12 protein-coding genes are annotated in these 14,466 nt (G+C 44.8%); 7 read left to right on the forward strand and 5 right to left on the reverse strand.

The window, feature by feature from the left end; all coding sequences use genetic code 11:
• Positions 1 to 121: 121 nt before the first annotated feature.
• Entirely contained in the window at positions 122 to 1,060 is a 939-nt protein-coding gene (locus tag WC615_RS18505) for a hypothetical protein (RefSeq protein ID WP_372979548.1), read from the reverse strand.
• A gap of 208 nt (positions 1,061 to 1,268) precedes the next feature.
• Between WC615_RS18505 and WC615_RS18510 the strand changes: the two genes are divergently transcribed.
• The 3 genes from WC615_RS18510 to WC615_RS18520 all read left to right on the forward strand — a co-directional run bounded on the left by WC615_RS18510 (position 1,269) and on the right by WC615_RS18520 (position 6,188).
• Positions 1,269 to 2,597 carry a vanadium-dependent haloperoxidase gene (locus WC615_RS18510; protein WP_372979549.1) on the forward strand — a complete coding sequence of 443 codons (1,329 nt, stop codon included), beginning with the start codon at positions 1,269 to 1,271 and terminating at the stop codon, positions 2,595 to 2,597.
• A 9-nt stretch (positions 2,598 to 2,606) separates the two neighbouring features.
• A complete protein-coding gene (locus tag WC615_RS18515) occupies positions 2,607 to 4,640 on the forward strand; it encodes a glycoside hydrolase family 65 protein (RefSeq protein ID WP_372979550.1) in 2,034 nt (677 codons plus the stop codon).
• Positions 4,641 to 4,844: 204 nt separating this feature from the next.
• Positions 4,845 to 6,188 carry a M20/M25/M40 family metallo-hydrolase gene (locus tag WC615_RS18520; RefSeq protein ID WP_372979551.1) on the forward strand — a complete coding sequence of 448 codons (1,344 nt, stop codon included), beginning with the start codon at positions 4,845 to 4,847 and terminating at the stop codon, positions 6,186 to 6,188.
• A 3-nt stretch (positions 6,189 to 6,191) separates the two neighbouring features.
• Here the strand turns inward: WC615_RS18520 and WC615_RS18525 are convergent, their stop codons facing one another.
• From WC615_RS18525 to WC615_RS18540, 4 genes are all read right to left on the reverse strand, one after another.
• Entirely contained in the window at positions 6,192 to 7,241 is a 1,050-nt protein-coding gene (locus WC615_RS18525) for an endonuclease/exonuclease/phosphatase family protein (RefSeq protein ID WP_372979552.1), read from the reverse strand.
• Between the two features lie 74 nt (positions 7,242 to 7,315).
• Positions 7,316 to 8,458, reverse strand: a complete 1,143-nt coding sequence (locus WC615_RS18530) for a twin-arginine translocation signal domain-containing protein (RefSeq protein WP_372979553.1) — start codon at positions 8,456 to 8,458, stop codon at positions 7,316 to 7,318.
• Positions 8,459 to 8,501: 43 nt separating this feature from the next.
• Positions 8,502 to 10,073 (reverse strand): alpha,alpha-trehalase TreA, encoded by a 1,572-nt coding sequence (treA, locus tag WC615_RS18535; RefSeq protein ID WP_372979554.1) that lies wholly within the window; start codon positions 10,071 to 10,073, stop codon positions 8,502 to 8,504.
• Positions 10,074 to 10,130: 57 nt separating this feature from the next.
• Positions 10,131 to 10,790 carry a phosphatase PAP2-related protein gene (locus WC615_RS18540; RefSeq protein ID WP_372979555.1) on the reverse strand — a complete coding sequence of 220 codons (660 nt, stop codon included), beginning with the start codon at positions 10,788 to 10,790 and terminating at the stop codon, positions 10,131 to 10,133.
• A 208-nt stretch (positions 10,791 to 10,998) separates the two neighbouring features.
• Between WC615_RS18540 and WC615_RS18545 the strand changes: the two genes are divergently transcribed.
• From WC615_RS18545 to WC615_RS18560, 4 genes are all read left to right on the forward strand, one after another.
• Positions 10,999 to 11,379, forward strand: a complete 381-nt coding sequence (locus tag WC615_RS18545) for a cupredoxin family copper-binding protein (RefSeq protein ID WP_372979556.1) — start codon at positions 10,999 to 11,001, stop codon at positions 11,377 to 11,379.
• Between the two features lie 154 nt (positions 11,380 to 11,533).
• Positions 11,534 to 12,739: a GAF domain-containing sensor histidine kinase gene (locus tag WC615_RS18550; RefSeq protein WP_372979557.1), complete on the forward strand. Its 1,206-nt coding sequence runs from the start codon at positions 11,534 to 11,536 to the stop codon at positions 12,737 to 12,739.
• Positions 12,740 to 12,886: 147 nt separating this feature from the next.
• On the forward strand, positions 12,887 to 13,825 hold the full coding sequence (locus WC615_RS18555; protein WP_372979558.1) for a sugar phosphate isomerase/epimerase family protein: 939 nt from the start codon (positions 12,887 to 12,889) through the stop codon (positions 13,823 to 13,825).
• A 105-nt stretch (positions 13,826 to 13,930) separates the two neighbouring features.
• Complete coding sequence (locus WC615_RS18560; RefSeq protein WP_372979559.1) at positions 13,931 to 14,326, forward strand: hypothetical protein; 396 nt, start codon at positions 13,931 to 13,933, stop codon at positions 14,324 to 14,326.
• Positions 14,327 to 14,466: the final 140 nt, after the last annotated feature.

A 14,466-nucleotide genomic window follows, 5' to 3' on the forward strand; every position in this document is an offset into this window, starting at 1 on the left:
AAATGCCATGCTTAACTCACAGGAGATAACTCACCTTTACCCATACAAAACAGCTACTGGTACAAGCTATGTGGTCACTACATACGATGGTAAGCTGATATTGTTAACTAAGTAAGCGCTATTAAAAAACTGGGCAGTAAATTTTAGTGACCCACTTAGCGGTATCCTTTTCGGCGAGCCTGTTAGTAACTAACGATTCAAAAGGCATTGCCGGTGATATTAATCGGTGGGCTTTTTGGTAGTTTTTAAGTTGCGAAAAACCATTTAAAATAGTGTTTTTACCACCTTTAACCTGGGTTTCTAAAGCATTCGCATTCTTTACCAGCTTATTTATCATTGCATTTTTGCCGGGCTCAATTATGGTGTTGATGGGTACGGCCACCGTTACCAGGTAGCCACCTGTCTCAACCGCGTGTACATTCATCATTGGCGAATCAACAGCCATAGCATTTTGTGCGCGGATCTGTTTTCTTAATTCGGCCACTTTACTATAAATAAGCTCGGCGGCGGGGTAATCAGTTGTGTTTACAGTAGTTGTCAATACAATAGGGTGTTGTATTTTTGTTATCGTGAAATTCATACCGTACACATTCATGTCTGCCTGCATAAATTTTTTAAAATCTGTTAACACTCCATCCAGGTCTTGGGCTATCCGTTTAATTTTAAAGTATTCGGCCACTCGCTCAAAAGGGTTAAGGCTGCTTTGTTTTTCGGCAAACCAGTTAACCTCGCACATACCCTCGCCTGTTGTGGCATAGGTTAGTATACTTTTTAGTTCAATGTCATCCTGCCTGATAAGCGCGTGCATCTCGCTGTTGGTGTTTTCCTGCAAGGTAAAACTGATGTTTTTATAGGTATATAACGAGCTGTCGGTAGCCACGTGTTTGCCTGGCCACCATTTGGCCCATGGCCTTTTGTTAACAAGGAATTTTGATATGTTTATATCCGTGGCATCTATTTCAACCACACGGGTTGCCTGTATTTTTTGAGGTATAATAAAGTAAACACTTATAAAGGCTAAAACAAGGAAACCAAAAACAAACAGAACGGGTTTTTTCATACAAATACAGTAACATTTTAGAATCAGGCAAAACTAATATTTTTACCTTTTTTGAAGTCTAAAAATACTTATTTAACCCGGTTAAAATCAAACAATTTATGCGCTTATCTATTAGCTAAAAAACCTTATATTAGCCCGTAAATCTCACAAAAAGCCAATATAAGTTTGATGGTGCAAGCCATCTTTTTTCTAAATCCAATAAGCTGTTATGAAACGTTTCCTGTTTTTAATTGCAGGTGTAATTTTAGTATTTACATCTTGTAAAAAAGCCGACTACCAAAAGGTTACCCACGATCCCGAACTTTACCGCGTTACCGTAAAAAAACTGAACGATATTGTTCTTGAAAATAATTTTCCGCCGGTTATTGCATCCCGTAACTATGCGTATGCAAACATTGCTGCATACGAAGTAATTGCCGCCGGCGACCCAATACATTACCGCTCATTAGCCGGCCAAATAAAGCACCTGCCAAAAGCACCGCAGCCCGAAAAAGGCAAAGAGATAGATTTTCAGTTTGCATCATTGCTTTCGTTTTGCTTTGTGGGGAATGCCGTTACCTTCCCGGAAGGCAGTATGTCTGTTTATGTCGACGAGTTAAAGCAAAAAGCAAAAGATGCCGGTATGCCTTCGGATGTGTTTAAAAACTCGGTTGCTTACTCGGATAGTGTTGCCAAACATATCATGAAATGGAGCAAGAAAGATCATTATGCGCAAACCCGCTCGGCAAGTAAATATACCGTTGTGCGCAAGGATGGCCGCTGGATCCCTACACCGCCAATGTACGCCCAGGCGCTTGAACCGCATTGGGGCGAGATCCGCACCATGGTTTTAGATTCGGCATCGCAAATACCGGCCCCCGAACCACCGCCGTATAACATGACAGATAAGAACGGTGTGTTTTATAAGAGCGTGGTAGAGGTTGAGAAATTAGGTGATAACCTTACCGAAGACCAAAAGCACATGGCCGATTTTTGGGACGACAACGCGTTTAAACTAAATGTAATTGGCCACGCATCATTCGCTACCAAAAAATTTGGGCCGGCAGGGCATTGGATGAACATTGCAGGCATTGGCTCTAAAATTAAGAACGCCGATTTCGGCACTACTGTGGCTGCTTATACAAAAGCATCTATTGCTCTGTTTGATGCCTTTATTAATTGCTGGTATGTAAAGTACAAAGCAAACAGCGTACGCCCCGAAACGGTGATAACCAAGCTGTTAAACCCCGACTGGAGGCCGCGCATCCAAACCCCGCCATTCCCTGAGTATATTAGTGGCCATGCTGTAATATCAGCCGCCGCGGCAGAAACGCTTACAAAAAGCTTTGGCGATGATGTAGCCTACACAGATTCATCCGAAACCGAATTTGGGATACCTGCACGTAGTTTTAAATCATTCAGATTAGCCGCACAGGAGGCTTCCATGTCGCGTGTTTATGGTGGCATCCATTACAAAATAGCATGTGTTACAGGGACCGCATCGGGCCGTAAAATAGGCGAATTGGTGAACGAGAAGCTGCAGTTAAAAATAAAATAACGGGTTTATATGAAGAGAATAGTATCCCTTATTGTATTGTCGGGCTTGTTAGTAATAACCCGCACATCGGCGCAAAACCCCTGGATTATAAAAGCCGATAAGATAGACCCGAACAACTACTATGGCATTACCGCCGCCAACGGGATGATAGGCATCGTATCATCGCCCGAGCCGTTTAAGGTAAAAAATGTGGTACTTGCAGGCGCTTATGACCTGTATGGCCGCGGCCGTGTAAGCAATTTTTTGAATAGTTTTAACCTGCTTAATATGTACCTGGAAGTGGATGGTAAACGCATCGACGCCAAAATGGTAAGCAACTTTAAGCAGGAGCTTGATATGCAGCACGCCGCCTTCACCACCACGTTTGATTATGGCGATAAGGCAAGTATCAAATACACCTATTATTCGTTACGCCAGCTACCTTTTACGGTACTGATGGATGTAGCTGTTACGGCTAAAAAGGCCATCAATGTAACCGCAGCAAGCGTAATGGAAGCGCCCGATGCGCTAAAGGAGGTTCAAAATTATTATAACGAGATTGACAGGCCGCATGTAACCATCAGCCTGTTAACCTCAACCGCTAAAAGCCCTACCGGCAAGCTGCAGCTTTGTGCATCAACCTCGTTTTTGTTTAACGAGGAGCATGGCAAAGAGCCCCGCGTTATTCACGAAATGTGGGACAACAACATGCACCTGATGAAATTCAGTCGTGCTATTGCAGCGGGGCAAACGTACAAATACGGGGTTACCGGCTCGTCCATCACATCGGCACATCACGCCGACCCGTTGAATGAAGCCGAACGCCTCACTATTTTTGCCAAGCTGGAGGGCCGCGACAGGCTGATCCAATTTCATAATAAAGCATGGGATGAGCTGTGGAAAAGCGATATCCAGATAGAGGGCGATGCGCAGGCACAGCAGGATGTACACAGTATGCTTTATCATCTATATTCTTTCTCGCGTGAGGGTACGGCTTTATCGCCATCGCCAATGGGTTTATCGGGACTGGGCTATAATGGCCACGTATTTTGGGATACCGACCTGTGGATGTTCCCTGCTATGCTGGTGATGCACCCCGAGATTGCAAAGTCGATGGTGGAATATAGATTTGAAAGATTAGAGAACGCCCGTAAAAACGCTTTTTCGCACGGTTATAAAGGCGCTATGTACCCATGGGAGAGCGCCGATAGCGGGGTGGAGGAAACGCCCGTTTGGGCACTAAGCGGACCATTTGAGCACCACATAAGTGCCGATGTGGCCAATGCCGCGTGGGCTTATTACTGCGTTACGCAGGATAAACAATGGCTGCGCGATAAAGGCTGGCCCATCCTATCAGCCACTGCCGATTTTTGGGCGAGCCGGGTAGAGCGGAACGGCCCCGGGCATTACGATATTAAGAATGTTGTTGCTGCCGATGAATGGGCGGAGAATATTGACAATAACGCTTTTACCAATGCTGCTGCGCAGGCTAACCTGATGAACGCCACCGCCGCCGCTAAAATATTAGGTATGCAGGCGGATAGCGACTGGGTGAACGTAGCTAATAATATCCCCATCCTGAAAATGGCTAACGGGGTAACACAGGAGCACGCCCAGTATAAAGGCGAAGGCATTAAACAAGCGGATGTTAACCTGCTAGCCTATCCGCTAAAAACCATAACCGACCCGGCGCAGATCAAAAAAGACCTGGAATACTACGAAACCCGTGTACCCAATGAAGGTACCCCGGCCATGACACAAGGTGTATTTGCACTACTTTACGCCCGCCTTGGCGATGGACAAAAGGCCTATCATTGGTTTAAAGAAGCCTATGAACCAAACCTGAATCCACCGTTCAGGGTAATTGCGGAAACTAAGGGTGGTACCAACCCTTACTTTGCTACTGGCGCAGGCGGTATTATCCAGGCTATGCTGATGGGTTTTGGCGGGTTGGATATTACCCCGACGGGCATCACCCAGATAAGGAGCAAGCTTCCTGCTAACTGGAAATCCTTAAAAATTACAGGAGTGGGGGTTAGCAAAGCAACCTATACGGTAAAATAAAATACTGTAGAGACGCGATACTTCGCGTCTCTTTTAGTTTTAATACCCCGCGCGTCATTGCGAGGTACGAAGCAATCTCCTGACATTGCATCCCGCTTAGCATGTGAAGAGATTGCTTCGTACCTCGAAATGACGCTCAGATGGGTATTTGTAACAATATCAACTCACTCATCTTTCACAAAAGCCATTTTGCTAAATTGCTTTATGAAACGTATCAGCCTGTTTATCATTTCTATTTTAACCATTTCTGCATCGGCACAGACCACTATAAAGCAGGATGCAGGCATCAAACAAATGGTTGATGAGGTATCATCTAAAAACATTGAAGCTATTGTGCGGAAACTGGTGAGCTTTAAAACCAGGCATACCCTGAGCGATACCGTTAGCAAAACCGAAGGGATAGGCGCGGCACGTAACTGGATAAAAGCAGAGTATGAGCGCTATGCCGCCGCATCAAACGGCCGCATGAAGGTTGAATTTGACGCGTTTATACAGCCGCAGGGCAACCGCATAGATAAACCAACGCCCATGAAAAACGTGCTGGCCATTTTAAAAGGGACAGACACGGCCGACAAGCGCATCTACATCATATCCGGCCATTACGATTCGAGGGTAACTGATGTAATGAACGTAAAGGATTTTGCACCGGGAGCGGTGGATGATGCATCGGGCACGGCGGTATCCATGGAACTGGCAAGGGTGATGGCTAAGCGGTCGTTCCCGGCAACCATAATATTTATGGCCGTGGTAGGCGAGGAGCAGGGGCTTTACGGATCCACCAATGTTGCCAAACGCGCCAAAGCCGAGGGCTGGCAGATAGATGCCTTGCTGAATAATGATATTGTGGGTAATACCTACGGGATGGAAACCGGGCTGAAAGATAACCGCAGTGTACGTGTTTTTAGCGAAGGCGTACCGGCTACAGAAACCGAAAAGCAGGCTTCAACCCGTAATTCGGTAGGTGGGGAAAATGATAGCCCCGCGCGTGAACTGGCGCGTTACACCAAAGAAATTGCCGAGCGATATGTAGAACAACTGGATGTTAAGTTGATCTATCGCCGCGACCGTTACCTGCGTGGAGGTGATCATACGCCGTTTTCACAACAAGGTTATACCGCTATCCGCATTACAGAAATGAATGAGGATTTTAACCGCCAGCACCAGGATATCCGCAAGGAAAATGGCATTGACTATGGCGATCTGCCCGATTTTGCCGATTACGACTACATTCAAAAAGTAGCCCGAATGAATCTTTCGGTATTAGCCAATCTTGCCCTGGCGCCATCCGAGCCGCAGAATGTAGGCATTATAACCAGCGGCCTCACCAACAAAACCCAACTGAAATGGGATGCCCCGAAAGGAAAAGCACCCTCAGGCTACTATGTACTGATGCGCGAAACCATCAGCCCGTTTTGGGAAAAGAAATTTTATGTGACCAGCACCAATGCCAACATCGGTTACTCAAAAGACAACTACCTGTTTGCCGTGCAGGCCGTAGACGCAGATGGGCATGAAAGTTTGCCGGTATTCCCTAAGCCGGTGAGGTAGGGTTTAGGTTGTTTTTTTCTTTTTTTCTACAGCTTCTTCAATGTCTTCCTGGTCGGCTTGCAATGGTTGTTGCTCCAGGTAAGCATCATCGTCTAATTGTACGTGCAAAAAAATTGGAAAATGGTCTGAATCGTAATTATTGAGGCGTTTCAATGTGATTACTTTAAAATGCCTGGAGATAAAAGCATGATCTAACGGGAAACGTAAGAAAAAATGGTGAGCATTAAAGGAGTTGAAGAACCCGCGCCCCCTGCGCGGATCAAGCAACCCGCTCATCTTCAAAAAAAGATCTGTAGTATGGCTCCAGGCTACATCATTAAGGTCTCCGGCTACGATAACGGGTAGCCGGCTTTGCTTGGCAAGGTCGGCTACTAAAAGCAATTCCTTATCACGTTCCGTTGCTCTAACGTTTTCGCCCGGGACCGGCGGCGTTGGATGTACCGCATAAAATTGCACCAGTTGCCCGTTCCTTAACTTTATTTTTGTGTGTATAGAGGGGATGTCTTTTTCAACAAGATATTGTGTACTTGTTTCAATCATTTCCAGCTTTGAGTATAGCAGTAAACCGTACATGTTTTCGAGCGGCACCCTTTCAGCATACGGATATTTTTCTTTTAGGCTACGGGTTTCAGTGTCCCAGCGTTTGTTAGCTTCCAATAGTATAACAACGTCCGGGTCGGATTTTGCTACTTCATTTAAACAACCTTTTGTATTGTGATTGGTCTGCAATACATTGGCTATCATAATGCTTAAGCTTTTATGTTGGTTTACCGGCCCAGCCCTTAGTACCTGTTTTTTACCAAAAGGGGTAAAGGGAATAATAAGCCATAATAAGTAGATGATGTTGATGCACAATACAAGCAGCTGTAGTTGCTTATAAATAGCAGGGCCGCTATAGCAGGTAAGCAGCAAAACAACCGCCGATATATTTAAAAAAAGTTTTTGCAGCCTGGGATAATCAAATACTCTGAAAACCCAATAATCGTTACGTATGAGCGGCAGAAATGTAAAAGTCAGTAAAAGGCATGTATATATGCCGATGACGATATTCATAGTTATATTAAACGGTTATGTTGTAATGGCATTCAGTTGTAAGCTTGGGCTATAGCGTAAGCCGGTGTAATAATTTACACCCTTGTCAATTTCACAGGCGCGGTATGGTTGGCGTTCCACTGGCATACATAAATGCTTTTATCCTCATCTATACATACATCGTGCCCATGCATAAACACCGCATTTTTAGCTTGCAGGGTTTGTTGTAAAACACCATTCTTGTATACCGGTGCTTCGCCGCCGGGGTTGGAGATCACTTTATTATCCCTATCCAAAATGGTCACAAAGCCTGAGCCGTCAAACTGTTTGCCCTGGGCGTTTTTTGACCAGCAAACGCCCGCATATATATTACTTTCGTTTATAACCGCCCTGCAAACGTACATGCCCGGCATATCAATACGTTTAATGAATTTACCATCCATGGTGAAGATCTTGAAGCAGTTTTCCTCGCGCGAGGTACATATCAAAACAGGATTGCTGCTATCGCGTGTATCTACAGTGATGCCATGGGCATTGTGCAGGTTGTGGTCGGGGTTAGTGTTGTTATGTCCGCCAAAGTGACGGATGTATTGGCCCTTGCTGTTGTATTGAATGATATAGTCAGACCCATAACCATCCGCAACATAAATATCGCCGTTGGGCGCTACGGCTGTTTCAGTAGGTTTAAATGGTTCGGTATCTTTATAGATGCCGATAGTGCGCGGGTGGCCAATAGCAAATATTAGTTTACCATCTACCGTGGTTTTTAACACCTGGCCCGATTGGCCGTAGGTGTTGCCGGTACGATCTAAAGCCCAGCCGCAGTCGGTCAGCAATAAAAAGTCTTCGCCGCCCTCTTTACTGATGCTGAGGCCGTGCCCGCCGGGTAATGCAGTGCCCCAATAATCAAGCAATTTGCCCGATTTATCGAATATGAGGATGTTGTTATGCGTATGGTCACCCAGCATAATGAGGCGGCCTTTACTGTCCTGCACCATCTCGTGGCAATTGGCCAGCGGGGTGTTGGTCACGCTTATTTTTGCCCAGTTTTTATCAACCTTATAAGTAAAGCCATTATGGCCGATGGTTTGTTCGTCGGGTTGTTTATCCTTATGCAGTATAGCAAAGCTTTTTGCCGGTACAGCAGCCGCTGCTATTGATGCGATGGCAGTATTCTTTATAAAATTTCTTCTTGAGTTTTCCATTGGGCGGTATATTGGTTTGAATAATTGCGGCATTAGCGTAAATTCAAATATAGCAACCTATGGCAATAAAGCGCAACTATTCCCCCTGCTTTTCATCATAATGATACCTGTTCATCAGTTTTAATAACACCCCGTTTGTCCAGCCGAAGCCATCCTGTAACGGGTATTCGCCGCCGCCGGCGGTGAGGCTGGTATCAACCACATTGTATTTTTCAAGCAGTTTGCCTGTTTTCCTAAACACGCGGATATTGAGCTGCAACCAGCGGGTGGCTATATCTTTTGCAAGTTCGATGTGGCCGTAGTTTTCCAGCCCGTCAATAGCCATGTATTGCAGAGGAGCCCAGCCATTTGGGGCATCCCACTGCTGGCCGCTAAAGTTTAAGGTGGTTACCAGGCCGCCGGGTTTTAAAAAGTTCTTTTTAAGCCCATCGGCTATTTTTTGCGCCTGAGCAGGCGTAGCTATTTTAAACTCCAACGGGAAAACAGCAGCTAAAGTTGGCACGTCTGCAATTTGTTTAGTAGTCCAGTTATAATCGTTAAACCAGCCTGTTTTTTCATCCCAAAAGTATTTCAATATAGCCTTTTTACGGGCTGCGGCTTTACCTGTATAAAGTGCATAAAGCTTTTGGTTGCCTTTTATTTGGTAAGTATGGGCAATGGTTAGTTCCAGGTTATACAGCAGGCAGTTCAGGTCTACAGGTACCAAATCGGTAGTTTTGATGGTGCCTAACTTGTTGGGGTCATCAAACCAGCGGCTGCTAAAATCCCAGCCGGAAGCCGCCGCCGCGCGGATATGATGATAAAAGACAGGTAATGCCTGTGTAGTAGTTTTACCTGCGTCAACATCTTTGATGTAGCTTTCTTCGCGTGGCTCATCGCTTTCGTCCCAGTAACGGTTAAGCAGGGTGCCATGAGCCATGCGCACCGCGCGATGGGTTGCTTTATTATTAGCTAAACCGGTGCCGCCCAGCATCCAGTAATTGTATTCTTTTATTAGCTGTGGCTGGTATTTGCTCAGTATAGCATTACCCTGGCTTTTGGCAAGCAGGTTCACCATCAGCGAGAAAAATGGCGGCTGCGATCGGGTAAGGTAATAAGCACGGTTACCATTGGGGATAAAGCCGTAGGTATCTATCAGGTAAGCAAAGTTATCTATCATATTGCCAATAACTTTGGTTTGCTTACTTTCCTGCAGGCCCAGCATGGTAAAATAGCTGTCCCAGTAGTAGATCTCGCGGAAACGTCCGCCGGGTACAATGTATGGCTTTGGCAAAGCGGCCAGTGATGATAGCTTTGAAGCAGCATCGGGTTTACGTTGCAGCACCTGCCACAGCGTATCTATATGTTTACGGATGCCATCTTCAATATCAGTTTGGAAGGCGTGCGTAGCGACAGGTACGGTAAAATTGGCCAGTACGAATTCCTTTAAGTCGAAGCCTGCTTTACCTAATTGCTCGTTATAGGCCTTCATGATAAGTGCCGGTGCATATTTGGGCGTACAGTCTACAAATGTTTTATTATCCGGGAATATATCTGATGATTGCACCGACTCGAAAAGGCCGGGGAACAACTGCCGGGGTGTTTTTTGCTGCGCGTTTACAACAAGGGTAAAAAGCATTAAAGCTGCCACAAGTAGGTTCTTTTTCATGTATTTAGGGGCTGTGATTATTGAAAAATGCAGACCTTAAATATAAGTAACAGAAGCTTAATTTTCGTTGTTTTTTAAAGTGTCGAGCTTTAAAAGTTTGCGTACCATTAAAAATATCATGTACACTATAATTGGGGCTGCTACAACATCAACGGTGTAATGGATATGCTGTACCAGTAAAAGTATCATTACAGCTATAATGGATATAAAGCCAAGTATTTTATCGTTACGTCTTTCAAGACATAAAAATATCAATACCAGGGTTGATGTATGGCCAGAGAAGAACAAATCGCGGGTGATAACATTGTGGCCGTAAAATACACCCGTAAGCGGGTCGGTAAGGTGTATCAACCCCCGGGGTGGGTCAAGCGCGATAAACGTGATGGTAAGCATCCGCGTTATATTTATAAAAATAAGCGTCCACACGTAATTGATGTATATAACAGGGTTGTAAAGGGCCCGTATAAATATCAGGGTAGCCATACCCCAGATTATAGTGAAAATAACTATTGAAACATCGTAAGCAGGCAAATGGGCTAATACCCAATCATTGAGCACAATGCCCCGGCGTTTTTGTATGTAGCTAAAAAATATGGGTAACGATGATAGTATGATGGCAACAATGAAAGAGCCGATTAATAATTTATCACGTTTTTTGGGCGATTGAAGCGCAGCAATCCAGGCTTGTTTGATAGAAGGGGTACCTAATTCCGTCACTATATAAATTAATTATGGAGCGCAAATTTACGAAAACCCTGAATATTAAATAAGGGTTAATTGAATATTACAATTTTGTTAGAATGACCCTTTGCAATACCCACGGGCCGTTTTGCTGATAATGCTAAATATTAAAAAATTATTTGAAGCAAAGCAACCATCGTGTAAATGCCGCCGTAACCCTAATAAACATTTAAACCATTTTAACATGAAAAAGTACATTTTAGGGATATCGTTAATGATAGCGGTTGTTGTGGTTGCAGTTGCAGCCTGTTCAAAATCAGATAGCAACAGTACACCTACGCCAACAAAACCAGATCCAACTGCGCCAAAACCAGATGCTACCGTTAGCATAACAGACTTTGCCTTTTCGCCGGCATCGGTAACTGTAAAAGCAGGCGGTACAGTGCAATGGACAAATGCTGACAGCGCGCCACATACAGCTACTGACCTTAACAGCGCTTTTAACAGTGGCACTTTAGCACAGGGTGGAAAGTTTTCCTTTAAATTTACTACCCCGGGCACTTACACTTACCACTGCCTTGTTCACTCCATGATGGCAAATGCTACCGTAGTGGTTACAGAGTAAATTTTTAACTGATCTTCATAAAGCGGGGGGCTTCTGATAAAGGAGCCTCCTTTTTTTTAGAACTATTGGGAATGATTTTAATTTTTGGACTGATTTTTAACAACCGATATTGCCGGGAATACGTAAATATTTGTTGATCCAATTTTTTTAATACATGCAGAACCCACCTATCCCAAAAAATGAAATGGACAGGATCTTGAGCCTGTCAGACTATGATCTTGATTACTCAAGCTTCCAGGAGAATTTTAAAGACCTGGCTAAGCTGGCCGCTAAAGTAGCCGGCACAGAGATCTCGCTTATTAACCTTATAGACTCATTTACGCAATGGACAATCACTAATCATGGATTAGATATTGACCAAATGCCGCGCGAAGAATCTGTTTGCCAATACACCATAGCCAGCCCGGATGGTCACTTTGAAGTGCCAGACCTTACCGCCGATAACCGTTTTAAAGACAAGTTTTATGTAGTAGACGAACCAAAAGTGCGCTATTACTTTGGCATCCCGCTAACAACTGACGATGGCCATAAGCTTGGCGCATTATGTATGCTGGATAAAGATCTTAAAAGCCTTTCGCCCGAGAAGGTGGAACTGTTGAAGATAATTGCTGACGAAATTGTAAACCGCCTGAATGCCCACCGTTTAATTACCGGCCTTAAAACCAAATTGCAAGAGGCCAATGAAACTAAAAAGAAGGTGGCGCATGATATTCGCGGGCCGTTAGGTGGTATAATTGGTTTGGCACAGGTAATAAGCGAGCAGGGGCACGAGAACGAGATAGAGGAGGTGCTGGAATTTATTAACCTGATACAACGCAGTGGACGCTCGTTATTGGAGCTGGCCGACGAAATTTTAACTGCTGATGCCCCAAGGCGCGATCTGAAAGCCGACGAGTTTAACCTGCTGGTGTTTAAAGACAAGTTAGAGAAGCTATACACACCGCAGGCCATGAACAAAAAGATCCTGTTTACGGTAGATACTTCGGTAAACTCATCAACTATACCATTTGCTAAAAACAAGCTGCTTCAAATTACAGGCAACCTTATCTCAAACGCTATAAAATTTACCCCGGTTAATGGTAAGGTAACTGTTGGCCTGAGCCTTAAGATTGCCGAAACACAAAACCTGCTGCAAATAAACGTAACCGATACCGGCGTAGGCCTAAGTCAGCAAGGTATTGATACCATTTTGAGCGGCAAAGCACAATCAACCGATGGTACCGGCGGCGAGCAGGGTTATGGATTTGGCCTGGCCCTGGTAAAACATCTGGTAGATACGCTAAAAGGTACTATGCGGATCTACTCGCACCCGGGCAATGGGGCCAATTTTGAGATAGTGTTGCCGCAGGTGCAGGGTTAGCCGTTTGTGTTTGGCAGCTGGCGGTTATTGGGTTATGCCAGCTGCCAACTATCAACTGTAAACTAATAAGTAAAACTTTTAATACATCATTTGCCGGTGTTTATAAATTGATAACTTTACTATCAACCAAAACACCAAACCGGTATTATGAAAAAGCAAAACATCAGCAGGCGCCAGTTTATTGGCACCGGGACTATAGCGGCAACAAGTATGCTGCTTCTTTCAAAAGCATCGTTTGCAGCATCGTTTTTAAGGGCTGCGGGCAAACCAAATTCTGTAATTAACGGCGTGCAGATAGGGGTTATAACCTATTCGTTCCGTAGTATGCCCGGCACTGCCGAAGACCTGCTGAAATACTGCATCGATTGTAATATAAACGCTATTGAACTGATGGGCGATGCTGCAGAAAATTATGCCGGTGCACCCAAACGGGCTGCCGACCAAAGCTGGGCCGATTTTGCACCCAAACTGGCCGAATGGCGGGCGGGTGTAGCTATGGATAAATTTAAGGAGCTGCGTAAAATGTACAATGATGCAGGGGTAACTATTTACGCCTGGAAACCAAACGCCCTTGGCGCTAAAAATACTGACGCCGAAATTGACTATGCCTTTAATGCAGGTAAAGCCCTTGGCTGCAACCATGTAACTGTAGAACTGCCCGACGAGGCACAAACCAAACGCCTTGGCGACCTGGCCACTAAACATAAAATGATGGTTGGCTACCACGCCCATACCCAAGCTACCCCAACTTTGTGGGATACTGCCCTAAGCCAATCAAAGTATAACGGGGTAAACCTTGATATTGGGCACTATGCATCGGGCACAAGCAGCAGCCCAGTGCCTTTTATTGAAAAATACCACGACCGGATTACCAGCATGCACATTAAAGACCGCAAGTTTCACGACGGGCCAAACGCGCCGTGGGGCGAGGGAGATACACCTATAAAAGAGGTATTGCAGCTGATGAAAAAGAACAAGTACAAATTCCCGGCTACTATTGAACTGGAGTACAAGATACCCGAGGGGTCTGATGCGATAGCTGAGGTTAAAAAATGCCGCGCCTATGCGGCCGATGCCCTAAAATAAATCATATTTTTCTGACACCTTTTAACGAATCGGTGCGTCTGCTTATTGGATGCACCGATCTGTTTTTGCATCTTAGGTGCACAAAAATATTTAACTATTACATAGATGAAAAAATACCTTTACCTTTTTATCCTTGCCATTGTTGCCAGCAGCTGCCATTATACTATTTATGATATGAACCGCGGCGAATTAAAAATACCCCATAAAGATACCTACCAGGTTGAATATATGGCCGATGTACCCGCAGGTACTACAGCTACTATCACTTACCGCGGCGAAAACAATGTGAAATACATCGAAGAAAGCCACAAAGGTAAGCTGGACAAAGTAGTTACCCTGCCATCGGGCCAAAACGTAAAATTTACGGTTGATGTAAAGCTGCCTAAAACCACCCCTGCCAGCAAGCTTACCACTTTTGTAAAAGTTGATGGCGAAATTATATCAGAACAGATACAAACCGGCAAGGATGTAAAATACCGCTTTGAGTTTAAATTGCCTTAAGGCCTCCGCGGAAACTCTCCCTCTAAGGCGATAATAAAGTTGACCGTAAGCACAGGCTGAATAAGCGATTGGTTTGCCGGCATAGCCGTAAACTGGGTTGGCGACTGGGCTTTGTACCGTAAATTTATGCCTTTAAAGTC

The sequence above is a fragment of the Mucilaginibacter sp. genome, assembly GCF_041663085.1.
In the GTDB taxonomy this organism is placed as follows: domain Bacteria; phylum Bacteroidota; class Bacteroidia; order Sphingobacteriales; family Sphingobacteriaceae; genus Mucilaginibacter.